This window comes from Clostridium porci, from assembly GCF_009696375.1.
Lineage (GTDB): Bacteria > Bacillota > Clostridia > Lachnospirales > Lachnospiraceae > Enterocloster > Enterocloster porci.
In genome coordinates this window covers 1-16,659 of sequence record NZ_VUMD01000013.1, presented here as the reverse complement: position 1 = coordinate 16,659, position 16,659 = coordinate 1, and the positions used below count along the sequence as shown (strand labels likewise).

20 protein-coding genes and 2 pseudogenes are annotated in these 16,659 nt (G+C 50.9%); 1 reads left to right on the top strand and 21 read right to left on the bottom strand.

Annotated features, from left to right (window positions below):
• Nucleotides 1-38: 38 nt before the first annotated feature.
• Nucleotides 39-767 carry a LytR/AlgR family response regulator transcription factor gene (locus FYJ39_RS14125; RefSeq protein ID WP_178258191.1) on the bottom strand — a complete coding sequence of 243 codons (729 nt, stop codon included), beginning with the start codon at nt 765-767 and terminating at the stop codon, nt 39-41.
• 4 nt (nt 768-771) lie between these two features.
• Nucleotides 772-966, bottom strand: a complete 195-nt coding sequence (locus FYJ39_RS20545; protein WP_195840442.1) for a hypothetical protein — start codon at nt 964-966, stop codon at nt 772-774.
• Between the two features lie 282 nt (nt 967-1,248).
• Here FYJ39_RS20545 and FYJ39_RS14120 point away from each other — a divergent pair, with 282 nt between their 5' ends.
• Nucleotides 1,249-1,386, top strand: coding sequence for a hypothetical protein (locus FYJ39_RS14120; protein ID WP_154473109.1), 138 nt, complete (start codon nt 1,249-1,251; stop codon nt 1,384-1,386).
• Between the two features lie 168 nt (nt 1,387-1,554).
• Here the strand turns inward: FYJ39_RS14120 and FYJ39_RS14115 are convergent, their stop codons facing one another.
• The 19 genes and pseudogenes from FYJ39_RS14115 to FYJ39_RS14015 form a co-directional block, all read right to left on the bottom strand.
• On the bottom strand, nt 1,555-2,475 hold the full coding sequence (locus FYJ39_RS14115; RefSeq protein ID WP_154473108.1) for an ABC transporter permease: 921 nt from the start codon (nt 2,473-2,475) through the stop codon (nt 1,555-1,557).
• Nucleotides 2,457-2,690 carry a hypothetical protein gene (locus tag FYJ39_RS14110; protein ID WP_195840441.1) on the bottom strand — a complete coding sequence of 78 codons (234 nt, stop codon included), beginning with the start codon at nt 2,688-2,690 and terminating at the stop codon, nt 2,457-2,459. Before FYJ39_RS14110 ends, FYJ39_RS14115 begins: the two co-directional genes overlap by 19 nt.
• A gap of 118 nt (nt 2,691-2,808) precedes the next feature.
• Nucleotides 2,809-4,491, bottom strand: a pseudogene (locus FYJ39_RS14105) (recombinase family protein).
• 120 nt (nt 4,492-4,611) lie between these two features.
• A complete protein-coding gene (locus FYJ39_RS14100) occupies nt 4,612-4,875 on the bottom strand; it encodes a DUF6870 family protein (protein WP_154473107.1) in 264 nt (87 codons plus the stop codon).
• 154 nt (nt 4,876-5,029) lie between these two features.
• A complete protein-coding gene (locus FYJ39_RS14095; RefSeq protein ID WP_054348079.1) occupies nt 5,030-5,230 on the bottom strand; it encodes a hypothetical protein in 201 nt (66 codons plus the stop codon).
• A gap of 498 nt (nt 5,231-5,728) precedes the next feature.
• Nucleotides 5,729-6,151, bottom strand: coding sequence for a sigma factor-like helix-turn-helix DNA-binding protein (locus tag FYJ39_RS14090; RefSeq protein ID WP_154473106.1), 423 nt, complete (start codon nt 6,149-6,151; stop codon nt 5,729-5,731).
• Between the two features lie 567 nt (nt 6,152-6,718).
• Nucleotides 6,719-8,245 (bottom strand): M56 family metallopeptidase, encoded by a 1,527-nt coding sequence (locus tag FYJ39_RS14085; RefSeq protein WP_154473105.1) that lies wholly within the window; start codon nt 8,243-8,245, stop codon nt 6,719-6,721.
• Nucleotides 8,229-8,621: a BlaI/MecI/CopY family transcriptional regulator gene (locus tag FYJ39_RS14080; protein WP_154473104.1), complete on the bottom strand. Its 393-nt coding sequence runs from the start codon at nt 8,619-8,621 to the stop codon at nt 8,229-8,231. Before FYJ39_RS14080 ends, FYJ39_RS14085 begins: the two co-directional genes overlap by 17 nt.
• A 278-nt stretch (nt 8,622-8,899) precedes the next feature.
• Entirely contained in the window at nt 8,900-10,324 is a 1,425-nt protein-coding gene (locus FYJ39_RS14070) for a relaxase/mobilization nuclease domain-containing protein (RefSeq protein ID WP_154473103.1), read from the bottom strand.
• 95 nt (nt 10,325-10,419) lie between these two features.
• Entirely contained in the window at nt 10,420-10,713 is a 294-nt protein-coding gene (locus FYJ39_RS14065) for a CD1845 family protein (RefSeq protein ID WP_154473102.1), read from the bottom strand.
• Between the two features lie 175 nt (nt 10,714-10,888).
• Entirely contained in the window at nt 10,889-11,230 is a 342-nt protein-coding gene (locus tag FYJ39_RS14060) for a plasmid mobilization protein (RefSeq protein WP_154473101.1), read from the bottom strand.
• Entirely contained in the window at nt 11,230-11,412 is a 183-nt protein-coding gene (locus FYJ39_RS14055; protein ID WP_044902020.1) for a DUF4316 domain-containing protein, read from the bottom strand. The genes FYJ39_RS14060 and FYJ39_RS14055 overlap by 1 nt, the downstream gene beginning before the upstream one ends.
• Nucleotides 11,413-11,422: 10 nt before the next feature.
• A complete protein-coding gene (locus tag FYJ39_RS14050) occupies nt 11,423-11,941 on the bottom strand; it encodes a defense against restriction DarA-related protein (protein ID WP_154473100.1) in 519 nt (172 codons plus the stop codon).
• A gap of 148 nt (nt 11,942-12,089) precedes the next feature.
• A complete protein-coding gene (locus FYJ39_RS14045) occupies nt 12,090-12,539 on the bottom strand; it encodes a cysteine-rich VLP protein (protein WP_456236689.1) in 450 nt (149 codons plus the stop codon).
• A 100-nt stretch (nt 12,540-12,639) separates the two neighbouring features.
• Complete coding sequence (locus FYJ39_RS14035; protein ID WP_407923846.1) at nt 12,640-13,305, bottom strand: DUF4366 domain-containing protein; 666 nt, start codon at nt 13,303-13,305, stop codon at nt 12,640-12,642.
• The gene (locus FYJ39_RS14030) at nt 13,292-13,558 is read right to left on the bottom strand and encodes a DUF4315 family protein (protein WP_154473097.1); all 267 of its coding nucleotides are present in this window, start codon (nt 13,556-13,558) and stop codon (nt 13,292-13,294) included. The genes FYJ39_RS14035 and FYJ39_RS14030 overlap by 14 nt, the downstream gene beginning before the upstream one ends.
• Nucleotides 13,559-13,573: 15 nt before the next feature.
• The gene (locus tag FYJ39_RS14025) at nt 13,574-15,454 is read right to left on the bottom strand and encodes a CD1108 family mobile element protein (protein ID WP_328597556.1); all 1,881 of its coding nucleotides are present in this window, start codon (nt 15,452-15,454) and stop codon (nt 13,574-13,576) included.
• A gap of 38 nt (nt 15,455-15,492) precedes the next feature.
• Nucleotides 15,493-16,311, bottom strand: a complete 819-nt coding sequence (locus FYJ39_RS14020) for a Mom family adenine methylcarbamoylation protein (RefSeq protein WP_154473095.1) — start codon at nt 16,309-16,311, stop codon at nt 15,493-15,495.
• Nucleotides 16,292-16,531 (bottom strand): annotated as a pseudogene (locus tag FYJ39_RS14015) (hypothetical protein); the annotation flags it as partial. The gene FYJ39_RS14020 and the pseudogene FYJ39_RS14015, both read right to left, overlap by 20 nt.
• Between the last annotated feature and the right edge of the window lie 128 nt (nt 16,532-16,659).

Below are 16,659 nucleotides of genomic sequence, written 5' to 3'. Positions count from 1 at the left end.
TTACGGCTGACAATGCATGTATAATATACTCCGTAATCTTAAGGCATCCTTTCTTTCTGCTGATTTACTGATTCTGTTATCTTCTTTCTTCTGTTTTTCCCCAAGTCCAGCTCTGTACCGTCTAAAAGCCTAACTGTCCTGGCTCCAACTTCCTTAATGCATTTTGCATTGACCAGATAATTTTTATGTATCCTGACAAAGCCATTATGCCTCCATTCTTCCTCAAGGGATTTTAGTGTCCCATACAGCTGAAAGGAAGTCTGATTCCTCATCCGAACCGTGAGGCTATGTCCGCTGCACTCCACATACATGATTGAATTCAGGCGCACATCACGCAGGCCAAAGCCATCCTTCATTCTGTAACGAATCTGTCTTTTTGCCGTCATATTCAAATATTTCTGCAATGCCTTCATCATATCCCGTTCCAGGGAGCTTTTCCTTACAAACCACAGAGGCGTATACTCATAGGCGTCAAATACTATATTTTCATAGTTGGATACAAATACAATTTTCAAATCCGGATTATCAATATAGAGCTGCCCCGCCAGATCAAAGCCATCTATCTCTGGCATCTCCCAGTCCAAAAATACGAGGCTGAATCTCCGGTTTCGGCTATCCTTATACATAGACTTCCCGTCCGGGTACAAATATAGGGAGAAATCCCTCTCTCCCAGGTTCTTTACTGCCTTGCACAATTCCGACTGAATCCGTTGCAAATCTTCCGGAGAATCATCACAGATTCCAATCTCCAGATTATCTATATTCATTTGCCTAATCTCCTGTTTTCTTTGGTTCCGTATCCTGATCCCCTTCATCCATTGCATATTTGCAACACAGCAAGACCATTTGGTTAAAGGATATTCCCTCTTTCTCTGCCTTGTGACGAAGCCATTCATAAAGAATCGAAGTAAACCGAATTGTAACCGGCATATTGGGATTGAGCAGTGTTTTGTCTATGCTGAACATAGGCGTCACCTCCTGTTATTTATACAATAAGTATAACTATATTCGGTGCGTTTCGTATATAACTATAATCAGTTTATATTTAGATATGAAATTATAACTATTTATGGTTCTATGGATCAGATATACCTAGACGGCGACGGCCGCATGATTTGGGACGGTATGCCCCCTGCTTCCATTCGATTCGTCTGACTATGAAGCGACTGGCCATGAAAGCTGCCTTCATGTCATCATCAACGAACACGCGGTGGAAAATATCTATGCATACCCAACTGGGAGATTCAAATGGATCGTTCCAAAGATGGGAACCGGCAGTGCAATCTGGAGCAGTTTCTGGAAACATACCCCAAGATACACTCTGCGGACGCAGTGAGCATCGTTGCTACAACCGCATCTATAAAACCATACCACCCACCACCCTAAGCCAATTAACTAGGTCTCTTTGGCATAACTGAACATATACGCCTGCACGAGCTGTTTTTCTCCTAATACCCCGATTTGTATTAAGAGGACACAAACATAAAAAGAGCTGTTCGATCCTCTGACTTTATGACCGATCAGCTCTTTTCTCATATCGTTCCATATACTGCTTTAAGAATATATACTCTTCCACTTCCTCTTTTTCTCCAAAACCACTGCGCTTACAAACAGAATCAGGATCGTAATCAGATACGGAATCGAAATCACGATCTGAGACGGCAGCCCGATACTCTGAAGGGTAACGGACAGTGCCTGGGTATAGCCAAATACCAGGCAGGCCAGGGCCGTCTTTACCGGATTTCCATCTCCTACCATAATGGCCGCCAAGGCAAGAAAGCCTTTTCCTGCCGAAATATTCTCGGTAAACATCGACGACCCGCCAATCGTCAGAAATGCTCCGCCAAAACCACTGAAAATGCCGCCCAACAAAATAGCGATCCACTGGTACCTCACCGAATCGACTCCTACCGTCTGAGCCGCTACCGCCTTGATTCCCACGCCTCTCAGCCGCAGTCCGAAGGAAGTTTTATATATCGCCACATAAGCGGCTATCACCAGGGCAATGCTTAACCAGATCAGGATATTCTGTCCGCTCACCACTTCCCCTATATAAGGAATATGTTCCACCACGGGAATCTTTATGGACCCAAAGCTTTTGATCCTTGGATCAATAAATACTCCCCTGGTATCCAGCAGCGCGTCCAGCAAAAATGTAGTCGCGCCCCAGCCGGCAAGATTCAGAGAGATTCCAACTACCACAGAATTGGATTTAAAATAAAGCACAAAAACCGCAAAAATACAGGAGGCCAGCGCCGATGAAGTCACCCCGAACACCAGGCCCATCCAGGGATTTTCAAACAGATAGCTGCCATACATGGCAAAGAACGCGCTGAAAGCCATAAAGCTCTCCAAGCCAATGTTCAATACATTGGCCTTATGCCCGAACGCTCCCCCCATAGCTACAAACAGCACGGGTGTCATAAGGCGAAGAGTCGATGCCATAACAAGAGGTCCTAAAAATAATTCCAGCATTTATTTCTCCCCTTTCCCTTATTGTGTCTTTTCTTCATAATTGATTTGAAATCCAGAGTAATAAACAATACAAACAGTGCCTGTACCAGAGTTACCAGAATCCGGTTTACACTGGTCATTCTTTCCATGGACAGTGACCCGGCTTTGATCATTCCCCATACCACTGCAACTACAGCTGCTGCTACTGGATTATTCTTGGCTACCAATGCAACCATGATCCCATCCCATCCCAGATTCGTGGAAAAGTTTGTCCGGAAGCGCAAATGAGGTCCCAGAATCTCCACCGGGCCACTTTTATTAGGAAAGTGTACCACCTATTAAAATGCGGTTCTTCTAAACCGCTTCACTCGGATTGTTGACCTCGATAAATTCTTGTATTCTGCGGAGCTCGTCAGCGAACCTAAATACTATGCTGATGTTCCCGCCCTCGTATACCTTAATATGGTCAACCAATTCAATCAGAACATCTCTTGTCAGCTTTTCAATGTTGCCGTATTGCCTGAACGCTTTCAAAAACGGGTTTTCGGTATCAATACCATTTTCAAGCTCTGCCTGTTCGGCCCGGAGCTTTTCAATGACTTCGTTTAGTGCCTCGGCCTGTTCCTCGTAGTCCTCTTTCATGTGGCGGTAGTCGGAATGGGTAATCTCCCCGTCCTTCCAATCCTGATAGATTGCCTGTTTGTATCGGGCAATTTTGGCGAGTTCCCGTTCTTTCTGTTCAATAGCGTCTGCCAACTTCTTTGACTGGCTCTTGACGAGTGGAGCCCGGTTTATCCGTTCTATGGTCTTTGTATAATCAACCGCCAAATAGACCTGTTGCTGAATTGCATAGAGAACGGCCACCTCTAAGCGGTTATGTCTAATCGTGTGTTTCGTGCAGGCACTTTTAGATTGGTCTTTGTAGGTACGGCAATAATAGTAAACCGTCCCGCCTACCTTGCTTCGGGTCATAGCTTTACCACAATCAGCACACCGAAGAAAACCGCTGAACAGATAAATCTGCTTTTTCTGTGGGGCCGTCCGGGTGTCCCGGAGCAATAGCCGTTATACCTTGTCGAAGGTGTCACGGTCAATAATGGCTTCATGGGTATTCTCCACTATATACCATTCGTCCTCGGGTACGACCTCCTGAACGTGTATCTTATAGCTTTTCACACGATAACGGCCCTGTACCATATCCCCGCAATACATACGGTTTTTCAAAATTCCTGTGATTGTCACAGCGCCCCACAAGGGCCGCTTTGCCGGGTCAATGCTCGGATTTTGGTATTTGAGCCCTAACCGCTCCCGCTTATAGGCGGCGGGGGAAAGTACGCCGTGCTCATTGAGATAATGAACAATCGCGTTTTTACTCATTCCGTCCAGAAACTTTGTGAAAATCTCCCGGACTACCTCGGCGGCTTCTTCATCAACCACTAAGGCGTTTTTATCGTTGGGGTCTTTTATGTAGCCATAAGCGGCAAAAGAACCAATATGTTCTCCGTTGCGCCGCTTCATATCAAATACTTCCCGTACCTTATCGGAAGTCTCCGCACAATGGTTTTCATTCAAAACGCCCTGAATGGGAACCGCGATACTTCGCATATTCTGCGGCTCTTTGTAGCTGTCTAATGGCTGATGATAGAGGGAGATAAAACGGACGTTAAATCTCGGGAACCAATCATCTAAATAATAGCCCTGATCGCTGTAATTTCGGAAAGAACGGGCAAGGTCTTTGACAATCACACAGTTAATGAGGCCCTTTTTAATATCGGACAACATTCTTTGAAAATCTTCCCGTTCATCATCTGTTGTGCCTGAAATTCCGTCATCTACATACTCGTCAACAATGATATATTCGTCTCCATCGTTAAAGCTGGCGATATGTTCTTCAATAATAGCCCGCTGGTTTGAAACGCTTTCGCTCTCGTCAAAACTCCGGGCGTCCTCTTTCGATAACCGGATATAGATTGCAATTCTCCATACCCTGAATTTTTGTTTTATCGCTTCTGTGATAGTACGGCTCTTGCGTGCCATGTGAACCTCCTTCCCCTATCACGTTACACCTATATTATACTCCTTATAGGCGCGGTGAACAATGTTGTCGGGCCCTCGTAAATCTCGTCCAGAGGCCGACACAAGCGGCCTGCACACTGGTTACAGGCCGCTCTTTTTACGTTGTAGGAAGTCAGTGAAGCAATCTTGAAGGGGCGGGGCGCTATCCAGAAATTCCAGTTTTACGCCCATATCGCCCACTCGAAAGCAGTACGGATTTTTTACTTTTTGGAGCACCTGCGCCGCCCGCTGTTCTCTCGGAATCGCGTTATCGAAGGCCAGCCCGGACACGTCAACTAAGTCCTCTTTGTTGACTGCCGTTATATCTACGCCCGCGAGCTCCGTTAAATGAATTTGTTGTTGCATGGATATTCGCCCCCTTTCTTCCATGTGTATGTCATTCCCTGATTGTCCTATGAGGAAATGACAAAAGGCGGCCCGCTCTCACGCGCCGCCCTTTGCCATCTGCTCATAAGACCTCGGGCCAACTTGGCCCGAGGCCAGAGCAGAGAAGAAAAGTTTAGTAGGGGCTCTGGCAATAGTGCTCGTCCGCTTCTTCAATGGATTTCATATCGAAAACCCAGTGAAGCTCACGAACCACCCGTTTAATATCCTCGGGCTTGAAGTCACAGTTTTCCATCGCCCAAATGACGTAACCACGACAGGCGTTGTTGCTCCACCGTTCGGTCAACATCATATCTAAAGTCAAATCTTTTTCCATTTCGATTCTCCCTATCAAAAAATAGGTGGAGCGCAGGGCCGGGAAGTTTTGGGCTGTTATCAGACAGAATATCCGGCCCGGCGCTCCTGATCGTTTGCTTCAACAGATAACCCGGACGGGCGACGGCTTGTCCACCCCATAGGAATTTCACCTCTCCCCATTCTTATGGCAAGGCGTTCTCAATGCCTGCGACGGCTCACGGCCTTTTGGCCGCTTCAACGCTCGGACTATGACTAAACGCAAGTATCGGGGCTTGTCTGCTTTATCCGGCGGAACCAGCCACGGCCCGCCTGCGGCATGGGCCTTGTCGCTCTCTCTATTCTCTGGCAATAGATGTCATGGCGGGCCTGTCACTCAGCATACGCACCCTTCGTATCCGGGTATCTTTTTATGAAATTGTCAAGCTACACGGGGGAGCTTCAAGCCTCGGGCCAACTTGGCCCGAGGTAGTTATCCCTCTCATTAGCCATGAGAATAAACGGGCAAAATCGGGCCGGTTTAGATACGATTTTTCAAAAAAATTTCCATGTTGCGGAGCCCGCGCTCAATCGAAGTCCGAACTGTTTTCTCATGGACTCTCTCGGCTCTTGCAATTTCACTTTTGCTCATTCCGAGTATGTAATGGGCGTAGACCCTCCGGCCCTGCGTATCAGGGAGAGCGTTCAGGGCAGCGCGGAGCTCCTGCGCCGTAACCTTGCGCTCGTAAAGCTCACAGGGAGAAAGGGCAACAAAAAGAGCTTCGTGCTCGATACCGTCTCCGGCGTCCAGCGAAAAATACGCCTTGTTCCAGTACACACGACGGATATAGTTCCGCTCCATGCGCTCGGCCTCGGCCAGAGCCGCCGCCACTTCGTCAGAGACTTCCACAAACAGGTCGTTATGATAAAACGGGTACAGATCCCGCAAGTTGATTTTCTTCATAGTGATACCTCCATTTCGGTTTTGGTGGACGAGTGAACCGAAATGGAGAAGGAGGGGAGCGACAGCGGGGCAGTTCCCCTTTGTTTGGAACCTCGGGCCAATTTGGCCCGAAGCCAGTTTGCGGCAAAAGAAAAGCGCCCGACTGGAAAACGACCAGGCAGGCGCAGAATTGACAGGTTTCGACTACATAGAGAGCGTAGCTATCCCACCATGTAACGCAGCTTTTTTTAGCAAACCGATATTTGTAATATTATGTCGATGATAGATAAACACGGCGGCCCCTCCTTGTACCGCCGTGTCTTAAAGAGCGCGACTTTATCACGCCCCCCGTTAAACTATTTTTTCAATAGGAAACGGCGGCTTGAAATTGTCATTTCAAAACCGCCGCTCCCTTAAAGAGACAACACGAAATACCCCCCGCAACGACGGTTTTTTTCTTTCGCCGTTGAAGCGGTGAGGATTTCGTCTATTCTATTACTTCGAGCCAATTTGGCCCGAAGTAATACTACGTTTATTTTCAGTTGACAGATATTTATTGTAAAATTTCATGCTATGTTCTTCTCGTAATTAATAGGTAAGCCCAATGGGATTTACTTCTGTAAGAAAATATGAAGTTCCGTCTGCATTGGAAAATTTTAAGTCAAATTTACAAATGGCAGAGGTTGCTTCAAAGTAAATTTCTCCTTTTTCAGATGTTTCAATTTCATAAAAAATTGAAACAGGTTCTTCGGTTTCTGCTTTTCCCTCCGCAATCGTAACCAATGTTCCAGCTTCATCCTTATAAACCAGTTTTATTTCTCCTTCTACCAGACTCATGTTTCCACTTACTGTAAGTTTGGTATCAGATAACTTTTCAAAACGAACTAAACTCCGTGGATTTATATTTTGATATATTGTTCCACTAATTTCATAATTTTCATCGGTCATCAGTGCATAAAAATCACGGTAATAGCTTTCGCTTTGGAAATCTTGTAATATGCTATCAGGTGGTATGGATTCTGTATTAATGGGATTATCAAAATGATTAAATTCATTGTCAGCAAACGATATTTCCGAAGCCGCATAAGCTCCCATAGAAATCGCCCCAATAGTCAATAAAATTGTTAGCAAAGATGTAATAACTATTGTAGCTTTAGACTTTTTTTTATATTTCATAATAGCTCCTAACCTTTCTTTTAATAACTCTCTATTTTCGTTTAATGTAACAGAAGCAAGTGCATCTTTATAGCTCCCTCCGGCCTCAATCGCATTTAACAGGGTATCGCCATAGGCCCGGCGTCCTTGCGGGTCGAGCGCCTTGATAACGGTTTCATCACAGGCAAGTTCACATGTCCGGCCCACTTCCCGCCCCATCACATAAACAAGCGGGTTGAACCAGTGCAGACAGATAGCAAACTGTACCAGCCATTTATAAAACATATCACAGCGTTTGTAATGCGTCAGTTCGTGCAGGAGGGTATAATCTAAATCAATGAGCGTTAGATCTGTGGAGGGTAGCACGATACAGGGCCGGAAAAAGCCAAGCAACAACGGCGAGGAAATGAGGCTGTTTGTGTATAGCTCTACTGGCCTTTTTATTCCTGCTTTCTCTCCAATCAGAGCCAATCGGTCTAAAATCGCCGTGTCGGAAACTTCCGCGTGTCCAGCCCTGATATATTTCACAAAATCTTGATAGATTGTAATTTTCCGTATTATCAGAATTAACGCCATTACCAGCCAAGCAAGCCAGAGATTTTGTATTACGACTGAAAAAAATCTTTGTGGTATCGGTGCGACGTCCGTTTCCCCACTTTTCGGAGCAGTTTCATTCTTAATCACTGTATTATCTCGCAAGATGGGCGCTATATTTTGTCTGGGAGTAGGCGCTGTGTCTGCCTGCACAATTATACGGTCTACCTGATGAAACAGGGTTCCGACGGGGCTTGTTTCCGGTGCAAATGGCAAGAGCAAACGAGCTATTATCACCAGCCAGATATAATACTGCCAACGCTTGCTTATCCGGTTCCTGAATAGAGGCTTGCAGAGAAGAAGGACAAGAATTAACAGCGACCCGGAAAAGGAGAGCGACAAAACAATTTTAAGTATCTCGTTCATCTATCCCACCGCCACCTTCCCAAAACTTTTTCAAATCTTCGTAGTCCATGCTGGTGAGCATTTCCCTTTGTATCAACGTAGATACAAGCCCTTTTGCGTCACCTTCATAGAGTTTATCGAGTAAGGTTTTTGTTTGTGCCGCTTGATAGTCCGCTTCGGTAACGATAGCCATGTATTCGTTGCGTCGGCCTATCTTATTGGTTTTCAGTAGCCCCTTTTCTACCAGACGGGATAGCAAAGTAATCACCGTGTTTTTCTGCCAGTGGTTGCCCGTTTCCTCCAACGCGTCCATTATCCGGGCATACAGGGCCTTGCCGCCCTCGTTCCAGATAATTTTCATCAATTCTAATTCAGAATCCGATACCTGTCCAATCATTTTTTCTCTAGCCCTCCTTTAATAACATCTTGTAGTCCGTTTTCATAATAACACTTTGTAGTCCACTTGTCAACGTCTTTGTGGCAGACGCTGTTTCCCTGGGAAACGCTAAATGGCAAGCGATGCAAGTGTCTATACACTTGCGAATTTTCCACGTTCCGGCTCCCGCCGAAACCTGAAAAATCCCGCTTGTTGGGGCCAGCCCCAAACCCTGCGGAACCTCGGGCCAAGTTGGCCCGAAGCTCCGGCGCTCCGCTCGATTGGTTGCGTCTCATTCGCTATCGCTCCTGTTCCTTGTTTTTCTCCTGCCCAGTCAGGCCGAGCAGATAATCAATGTTTGCTTTTGCCGTTGTGACTTCCCGCATATCTTTCCGGGCCTCCCGGTACTCGGCGTACAGCTCCTTTTTTTCAGCCGCCAGCCTGCGGCCTTCCTCCTTCTGTTTCTCTATCTTCGGGAGCTTCGCCCCCTCTAAAATGGCGCTCATTTGAGCCCGGGCCGCCCGGTAAATCTCAATATCTGCCTCATGCTCCGCAAGGAATTTTTTACTGTACCGTGAAGCCTTGTACGCCTCAAACACTGGGCGGGTCTTTGCATAGTTTACCGTGGCTCCTTTGAGCTCCGCATTGGCGGCAAGCGCGGCCTCCACTGTTTTGATTTTTCCGGCCAGAACGTGAAAACGCTCCGTGGCCTCCCCGGCCTTTTTCTCCAACTGCTCATACTCCGTCAGGCCGTTGTCCTGCAAGTAAGCCAGAGCCGCCGCCATCTGCTTTAGGTTGAATACTTTTGCCCACCGCTTATAGGCAGGGCCTTTTCCTTGAAGCCGGTTCTGAATATCAATAATCAGGTTGAGCCTGCGGCCCGGTTTCACAGGCTCCGCCGCCCGGCTGGAGGGCAAGGGGGCTCGGCCCTCGATAACGGCCCGTATCTCCTCCGGCCCGTAACCCTCCCCGAGTGTGGAGGCCCGGCAACGGGTAAACCGTTCCTGTCCGGGACAGCGAAACGAGAGAGCACCGCCGCGCCCGTGTTTGACCTCGTAGCCCGCTGCCTTCATCAGTGAAAGAAACGCGGAAAAATCGGCGGGCTTCTGCAAGAGGGCCGCGTCGATCTGCGCCCGCAGCCGCTCCTGAAAGGTGGGCGGTTTGTTATCCCCAAGCCATTCCCCGTAATTCTTAAACTTGCCCTTACTCCGGGGCTTCGGATTTTTCACAATCGAAAGCCCGTGTTCCAGACAGATCCGGTCACTTACCCGCCGGATTGCAAAAGAACTATTCCAGAAATTCCGAAACTTCCGGGTACAGTCAAGAGACGTTGAATTGTAGTAAATATGGTTGTGGACGTGTGCCTTATCAATATGTGTTGTGACAATAAAAGCGTGGTTGCCTTTTGTCCAGCTCATGCCGAGCTCGTAGCCGATACGGTTTGCTTCTTCCGGGGTCACTTCTCCGGGGAGGAAGGATTGCCGTATCTGATAACATAAAATGTCCTCGTCCCACTTCTGCACCCGGCCCGTGATGGCCTTATACTTGCTCTTGGAAAGCAAAAATTCTGCGTCTACTGTGGCTGGGTCGCACTCATAAGCGGAGATAAGTTTGCCGCCCCGGGTCTTATCGGGATTTTTTCCGTAGTCAATACAGTCCTTGATTGCCTCCGCTATCGTCTCCCCGACATTGATATGCCGGGTAAAATGGCGGGTAGTTGCCATATCTCACCTCCATTCCATGAAGAACGGCGGCCTCGCAGAGCCGCCGTTTTGCCGTTCCTGCTTCGGGCCAACTTGGCCCGAAGTCCCGCCGCCTGTCAGCCTGTAATGAAACGCCGGAGGGAATAGTTCAGCCCGTCTAATGCGCTGATAATAAATTCCGCGATAGCCGGGAGCCCATAGGGCGAGAGCAGGAAAGCCAGGACGAGAAACGCTACGCCGCCGACAGGCTGATGTTGAAGCACGAACAGGCCCACGGCAATCAGGGCCAGCACCCCGGAGGTCAGAGACAAAAGCCACCCGGCCACATCAAACAGGAACATCAGCACCGCCACCAGAAGCGACAGAACCAGCAGGAACGGCAAAGCAAAACTCTTAAATATCAGTCTCATATATACAGCCCCTTTCTTGTTTTATCCTACTATAATTTTACCATTTCAGGGGCCGGACAACAATGTTGTCGGGACTTTGCAAATCTTGTCCCGGCATACTTCGGGCCAACTTGGCCCGAAGCTCCTGGACAGAGAAAAAGCAGGGGAGCGAAGGCCCGGCCCCCGCTCCCCATGCTCACAGATCCACAATGGCGGATAGCTGTTTCAGTATGTCATTCATACGCCCCCATAGCTCGGCGTAGTCCTGTTGAAGCCCGGCAATCTCGTCCGGGTACACGCCGTAGGTATTGGCGTGGATTGCCACCTGATTCAGATTGTTGGAGCAACGCCGTTGCAGGGAAACCAGTTCCCGGACGGGCGAAAGGTCTACATGGAGGATATAGCCGTTTAAGGCCATCTTGCGGACAAAGGCGCTCATGTTGCGGACGCCTACCTCGTCCATGCGGGCGTGGAGCTGTTCCAGTTCCTCCGGGGATACCATCACATAAAGCGGGATATTCCGCCTGCGGCGGGGCATTACCGTTCCTCCCGCTCCCGGCTCCGCTTGTGGTGGGGCGGCTCCTTTACCTTATCCAGCGGCTTTTCCAGTTCCGGGGGAACCGGGGCGGGCGGCGTGTTGTTCAGCACACCGTCAATCATGTTGTAATTCTGTTCAGCGGAGAGCTCCGCCGACTTCAAAGGGTTATCCTTTTCCTGCATGAAATACCTCCTATCTTTCCTCATGGGCGGGGCCACTTTTCTTTACGGGCGGTTCCTGATGATCCTTTGCCTGCTTCGAGCCCTTGCGGAGCTGGGCGGCAATCGAAAGTTTTTCTCTGCGCTCCGCCTGTAATTCCTGCATAATTTCAAACCGCTCCGCGAGCTGTTCCGGGGTCACAAAGTCTTTCAACACATAGGAACCAAAATCCGGGTGGAACCAAGTCAGCCGTTTGCGCTCGGAGAAATGGCGGCTGTCCTCCCATTTTCCGAGGGCCTGTGTCTGTTCCTCCATGCGTTTTTTCAGGTCTGGATTTTGCCGGGAGGGTTTCAGTTCGTAGTCCTCCATCTGCTTATCTGTCAACGGCTTTGCGTAAATCAGTTCACCCCACGCCCGGAAGGCTTCCCCCGGTATGGGAATACGGAAATCACAGTCATAGTTTTTAATTTCCACGGGCTTGTTGTCGGGCGGTTCAGGGAACGTCCATATATCCACTGGCCGCTGTGTAGAGTAGTATTTATACCCGTCCAAATAATTCCTCCTTCCAGCCTCGGGCCAACTTGGCCCGAAGTCCTATTTGTTACGATTTACCCCACAAAACAGGGGTAAGACGTAGATTGATATTAAGACCGCTCAAACCGGGCGCGGAAAGCCCGGAAACACAGGGGTTTTACAGGGCCTAATCGTAACACCGCTCCCTGTTTTTCTCCCGTTTTTTCCGCATACGCTCCCGGCTCCGGCGGCGGTTGCCCTCGGCCTTGCAGGCTTCAGAACAGTAGGCTTGCCGCCCCTCGGGGATAAAGGCCCTCCCGCATACGGCACAGCGCCTTATTTCCGGCCCCGCCGCCTCCCCCGTAAGAGAGGCTTCCAGCACCGGAGCCAGAGGCAGCACCGCCGCCCGGAAGTAACGGCACAAGCTCCCCGTCCACCACTTGCCGAGCATATAGCAGGGGCAGTCCAGCGGGAGACAGCCGTATTCGCTGTCATAGTTGGCACACATGCCCGTGACCAGCCGCCGGATTGTTTTCCTCTCGTCACGGGTCAGCTCCCGGCACATCACCGCTTCGGGCCAACTTGGCCCGAAGTCCTGCGGAGCTCCACAATCAGGGTGCGCCGCTTCTTCCTGCAATCGCCGCCGCGTTCCCGGCAGGCGGGGCAGGGCTCCGGGTCGTGCCGGGAGGGCCGGGGAACCTGCTTCATCATTCGCTCATAGGGGCTGTCGGTAAAATTCATTCCACGTCCTCCTTCCCCGGTTCGTCTCCTTCCTCCAGCTCGTCCTCGTCCCACGGCGGAAGGTCGCTGTCCCCGTCCGGCTCGTCCCCTTCTTCCTCAAAGTCGATTTCTTCCTCGTCCAGATCGGGAGCCTGATGTTTCGGGCGGTAAATCTTGAAGTACCAGCCGGCCCCGCCGCCGATGACCGCCACGGCCAGCACCAGAAGGATTGTTCCGATGGGACTGTCTTTCTTTTCGGGCTCTGGGGCCGGGGCGGGTTCCGGTTCGTCGGCGGGCTCCTGCGGCGCAGGTGTGGGCTCCGGTTCCGGCTCCACCGTCTCGGGCTCCTTCTCACTTTGCGCGAGGGAGAGCAAATCCTTTTCCGTCACAGCGTCAAGGAAATAGACGTTTTCGCTTGTGCGCTGTTTGTCAATGACCAGAAAGAAAATGTGCTCGTCCGGTGTCTGAATGGTATAAAACTCTTTTCCGTCCTCGTCGGTGGCGTTGTCAACCACTGTGCCGGTTCCCTCCGGGGTGAAGGGCTTTGCGGTGGTGGTTTCCTCCTGTGCGGGCGGTTCCTCCGTGGGCTCGGTGCTCTGTGCGTAGGCCGGAAGTGTAAAGACAGGGAGGCAGAGAAAAACGGCGGCCAGCGCCGCCGTCATACGGGATTTAGTTTTCATCATCAGCCGGTTCCTCCTTTCTTTCGCCGGACTTCGGGCCAACTTGGCCCGAAGCGGCAGGGGCCTTTTTCTGCTCCTTCAGGAAGTCGGCCAGCGCGGCGGGCGTCAGGTTGAGAGAACGCACCAGCTCCACAATCTCCGTGTTTTCCAGTTCGGTTTTCTGGCGTTCCAGCTCCCGGAGCCGGGACTGCTGTTCGCTGATTTTCGCCTTGACCTTCTCAATCTCGGCGCATACCTTGTCAATTTTACTGCTCATGCAAAACCTCCTTTTTCAGTTGAGCCGCCCGAAGGCGTAAAAATGTTCCTGCCAGTAGGACGTGCTGATACTGGCGTATTTGATGGGGTCGCCACAGTGGATCATCATATTGTCGCCCACATAAATGCCGACGTGGGAGACAGGCCCGGCGCTGTCATAGGTACGGGTAAAGAAAATCAGATCCCCGGGCCGGGCTTCGCTCTTTGGCACAATGGCGCATTGGTTGTAAATCCCGGTTGCCGTGGTACGGGGCAGGTTGTAAACGCCGGAATGGGTGTATACCCAGCATACAAAGCCCGAGCAGTCAAAACTTGTGCTCGGGGAGCTTCCGCCCCACACATACGGGTAGCCCAGGTACTTTTCCGCCTCGGCAATCAGAGCGGCAAAATCCGGGTCGGTCAGGGCCTCCCCCGGTATCTCATAGGAGGGGCCAGGGTCGGTATCGCCGCCCGTGTAGATGTTATCCCACAGATAGGGCTTGTTGCCCTTCGTCCACATGGTAGCCGAATAGAGCTCCTTTTGGTCGGCAGTCAGCCGCTCGTTGATAACCATAGGCAGGGTGCGGTTTTTCAGGGTGACGGTGAGAATGTACCACTCATATTCGTGCTCGTCCCCGTCATCGTCTGTATAGGTACGGATTTCCACTGTCTCGGTCAGGGTCAGCTTATACTGTGCGTCAAACACGGCTTGAAGCTCCTCCTGCACCTCGGCGCGGGTGTAGGATTGGAATTTTGCGGTTAAGTAGGAGGCCAGCTCATAGGGATTGTGGCCCAGCTCGTCCACCTGATAGCGGTACTCGTCATAGCTGGGGTGGGTGCTCTCGATATTGGCAATCCTGTCCGCCATCGCCCGCTCTAAGGCCGTGTAGTCCTCGTCGGCCCCTAACAGGTCACTGTCCTCGGAACCATAGGAAGTACCTAAAACAGCGTTCATGGCCCCGCCCCCAATCATGCCGGGGAGGGAGGATAAAGCGCCCATCAGCAGCATGACCACCAGAAGGACGGCAAGCATAATCAGGACGCCAACCGGGTGGCGTTTCACAAAGAGGGCCACACGCCGGGCCAGTCTTTCCGTGGTAACGGCGGTTTTCTCCACCGCCTTTGCGCCCTGCTTCGCCGCCTCCCGCGCCCGCTTGGCATACTCCCGTTTGAGTTTCCACTTCTGTGCGTACCGGGAAAGCGGGTTGCTGGAAAGCTCCGGGTGCTCTTGGGCCATCTGCCGGAACGCATAGTCCGCATTTGCCCTGATTTCTTTTTTCTCCCATTTCACCACGCTCCGGGCGTGTCGTGTACGCCACCGCCTTTTGGCAAACCGGGACACCCTGCGGATACCTGTCTCGGCCACAAGCTCGGATTTATGGGCTCCTTCCACGCCCACATTTTCATGCTCCACCTCATGTATCTTGTTATGGGCGTAAATCCATGCCCCGGCTCTGGCGTCCCGGGCCAGTTTCCGGGGGATACCGGGCGGCTTCTGTGGTTTCTGTGCGTCCAGCTTGGCGCGGGCTTCTCCGAGTTTATCCCCGGCCTTCTCGGCCCGGGCTTTTGCTTTATCTGTCTTTTGGGCCTCCTTTGTTTTAGGGCTGCTATCTGTTTCAGCTTCTCCGGGCGGCGGTTCCCCTTCACGGCGTAAACGCTCCGAGGGCCGCGCCCGGTCTTTGTCCTGCCTGAATTTCTCTCTCTTTGAGAACTTCGGGCCAACTTGGCCCGAGGTAGTTCCCGGTTCCGGGGGGTCTGTCTTGGCTCCCGTCTCTCCTTCGTCCTCAAAGTGGAGACGGGAGGAAGGCCCCGGTTTCTCCGGTTCATGGGCGGTTCGTTTCTTCTTGGCGGGCTTCGGGCCAATTTGGCCCGAAGTGTCCGGCTTGCCTTTGGTTGTCCGGTCTGTAAACTTTGCGATAAAATCAACCTCCTTTCCCTAAAAATGAAATGTACCAGTCAATATCTCTGGACATTGAACTGGCATACCTCTTTGTTAAACCGGGGCTGTTGAATTGGAATGTAAGTGCCGGGGGCGCTCCGCATGGAATAGAACAGGTCTTTATCCTTTGGATAGGCCAGACCTTGATACTCCGGGTAGCTCTGTAAAATCCTCCGCCCACGTTTGGTAAGCGGGTACAGGTAGCGGAACATACGGCCATTGATTTTCTCAATCCCCTTGTACTGGCAGTAGCCAAAAGTCAGCCAGTAGCGTTTTGCCACGCCGTCAAAGGCCGCGTTTTCTTCCAGCAGGAGCCGGGCGCTTCGCGGGTGGATTTTCTCCCCGGTCAGACTGTCCCGATAAACGCTTGTTGTGAAGCTCCCCACATACTGGAAGTTGCTGGCCTGATACACATAGCCGCATTTTCCCATGATACCGTCCGCCAATGTGTAAAGATACAGATAGCGTGTGTTGGCTTTCAGCCATTTCACCATCTGGGAAATAACGATACTTCCGAAGCATTGGGTGTCGTTGAAGTCCGGCAGGAAACACATCTTCCCGATTTCGATATAGTCCGTTGTCCGCAGTACATGGCAGGGGAACAGCTTGCGGATTGTCTGCAAGGGCTGCGTACCCCATCCCAATACCACCACACCGGCTAACCGCCCATTAATGAAAAAGCCTAAGTAAAACCGATTCAGCCGCGGCATGACCTTTGAATAATGGTACTGATGGATAAAGTTGACGGCCTGATCCTTTGATATTTCCTGTACCGCTGGAATGGGCTTCGGGCCAACTTGGCCCGAAGTGTCCCGGTCATACGCCCGCCCCTTCATCTTTCAAATCCTCGGGGCGGGTGGTCAGGAGACGGTAAATCTCGGTATTCTGCGGGAACCTGTCAGAGAATGGGATAATCACATTTCCGAAGAATAAGAGCCCTTCGCCGCTGTTGCTGTTGGTGACAAAGGATAACTGGGTGGGGCTGATCCCTAACTGCTTCGCCAAAATCTGCCGGTCGCCCTGCGCCTGCGAGAGCATAACGAGAAAGTCGCTGTTTTATAGTGATAGGTAAGCCCCTGATATCATCTCAGGCTTTTCCCCCACTTCACACCGTGCATGCGACTTTCACCGCACACGGCGTTCCATCGGTTAGTAGATTTCGTTGTCTAAACAATCAAACCTGT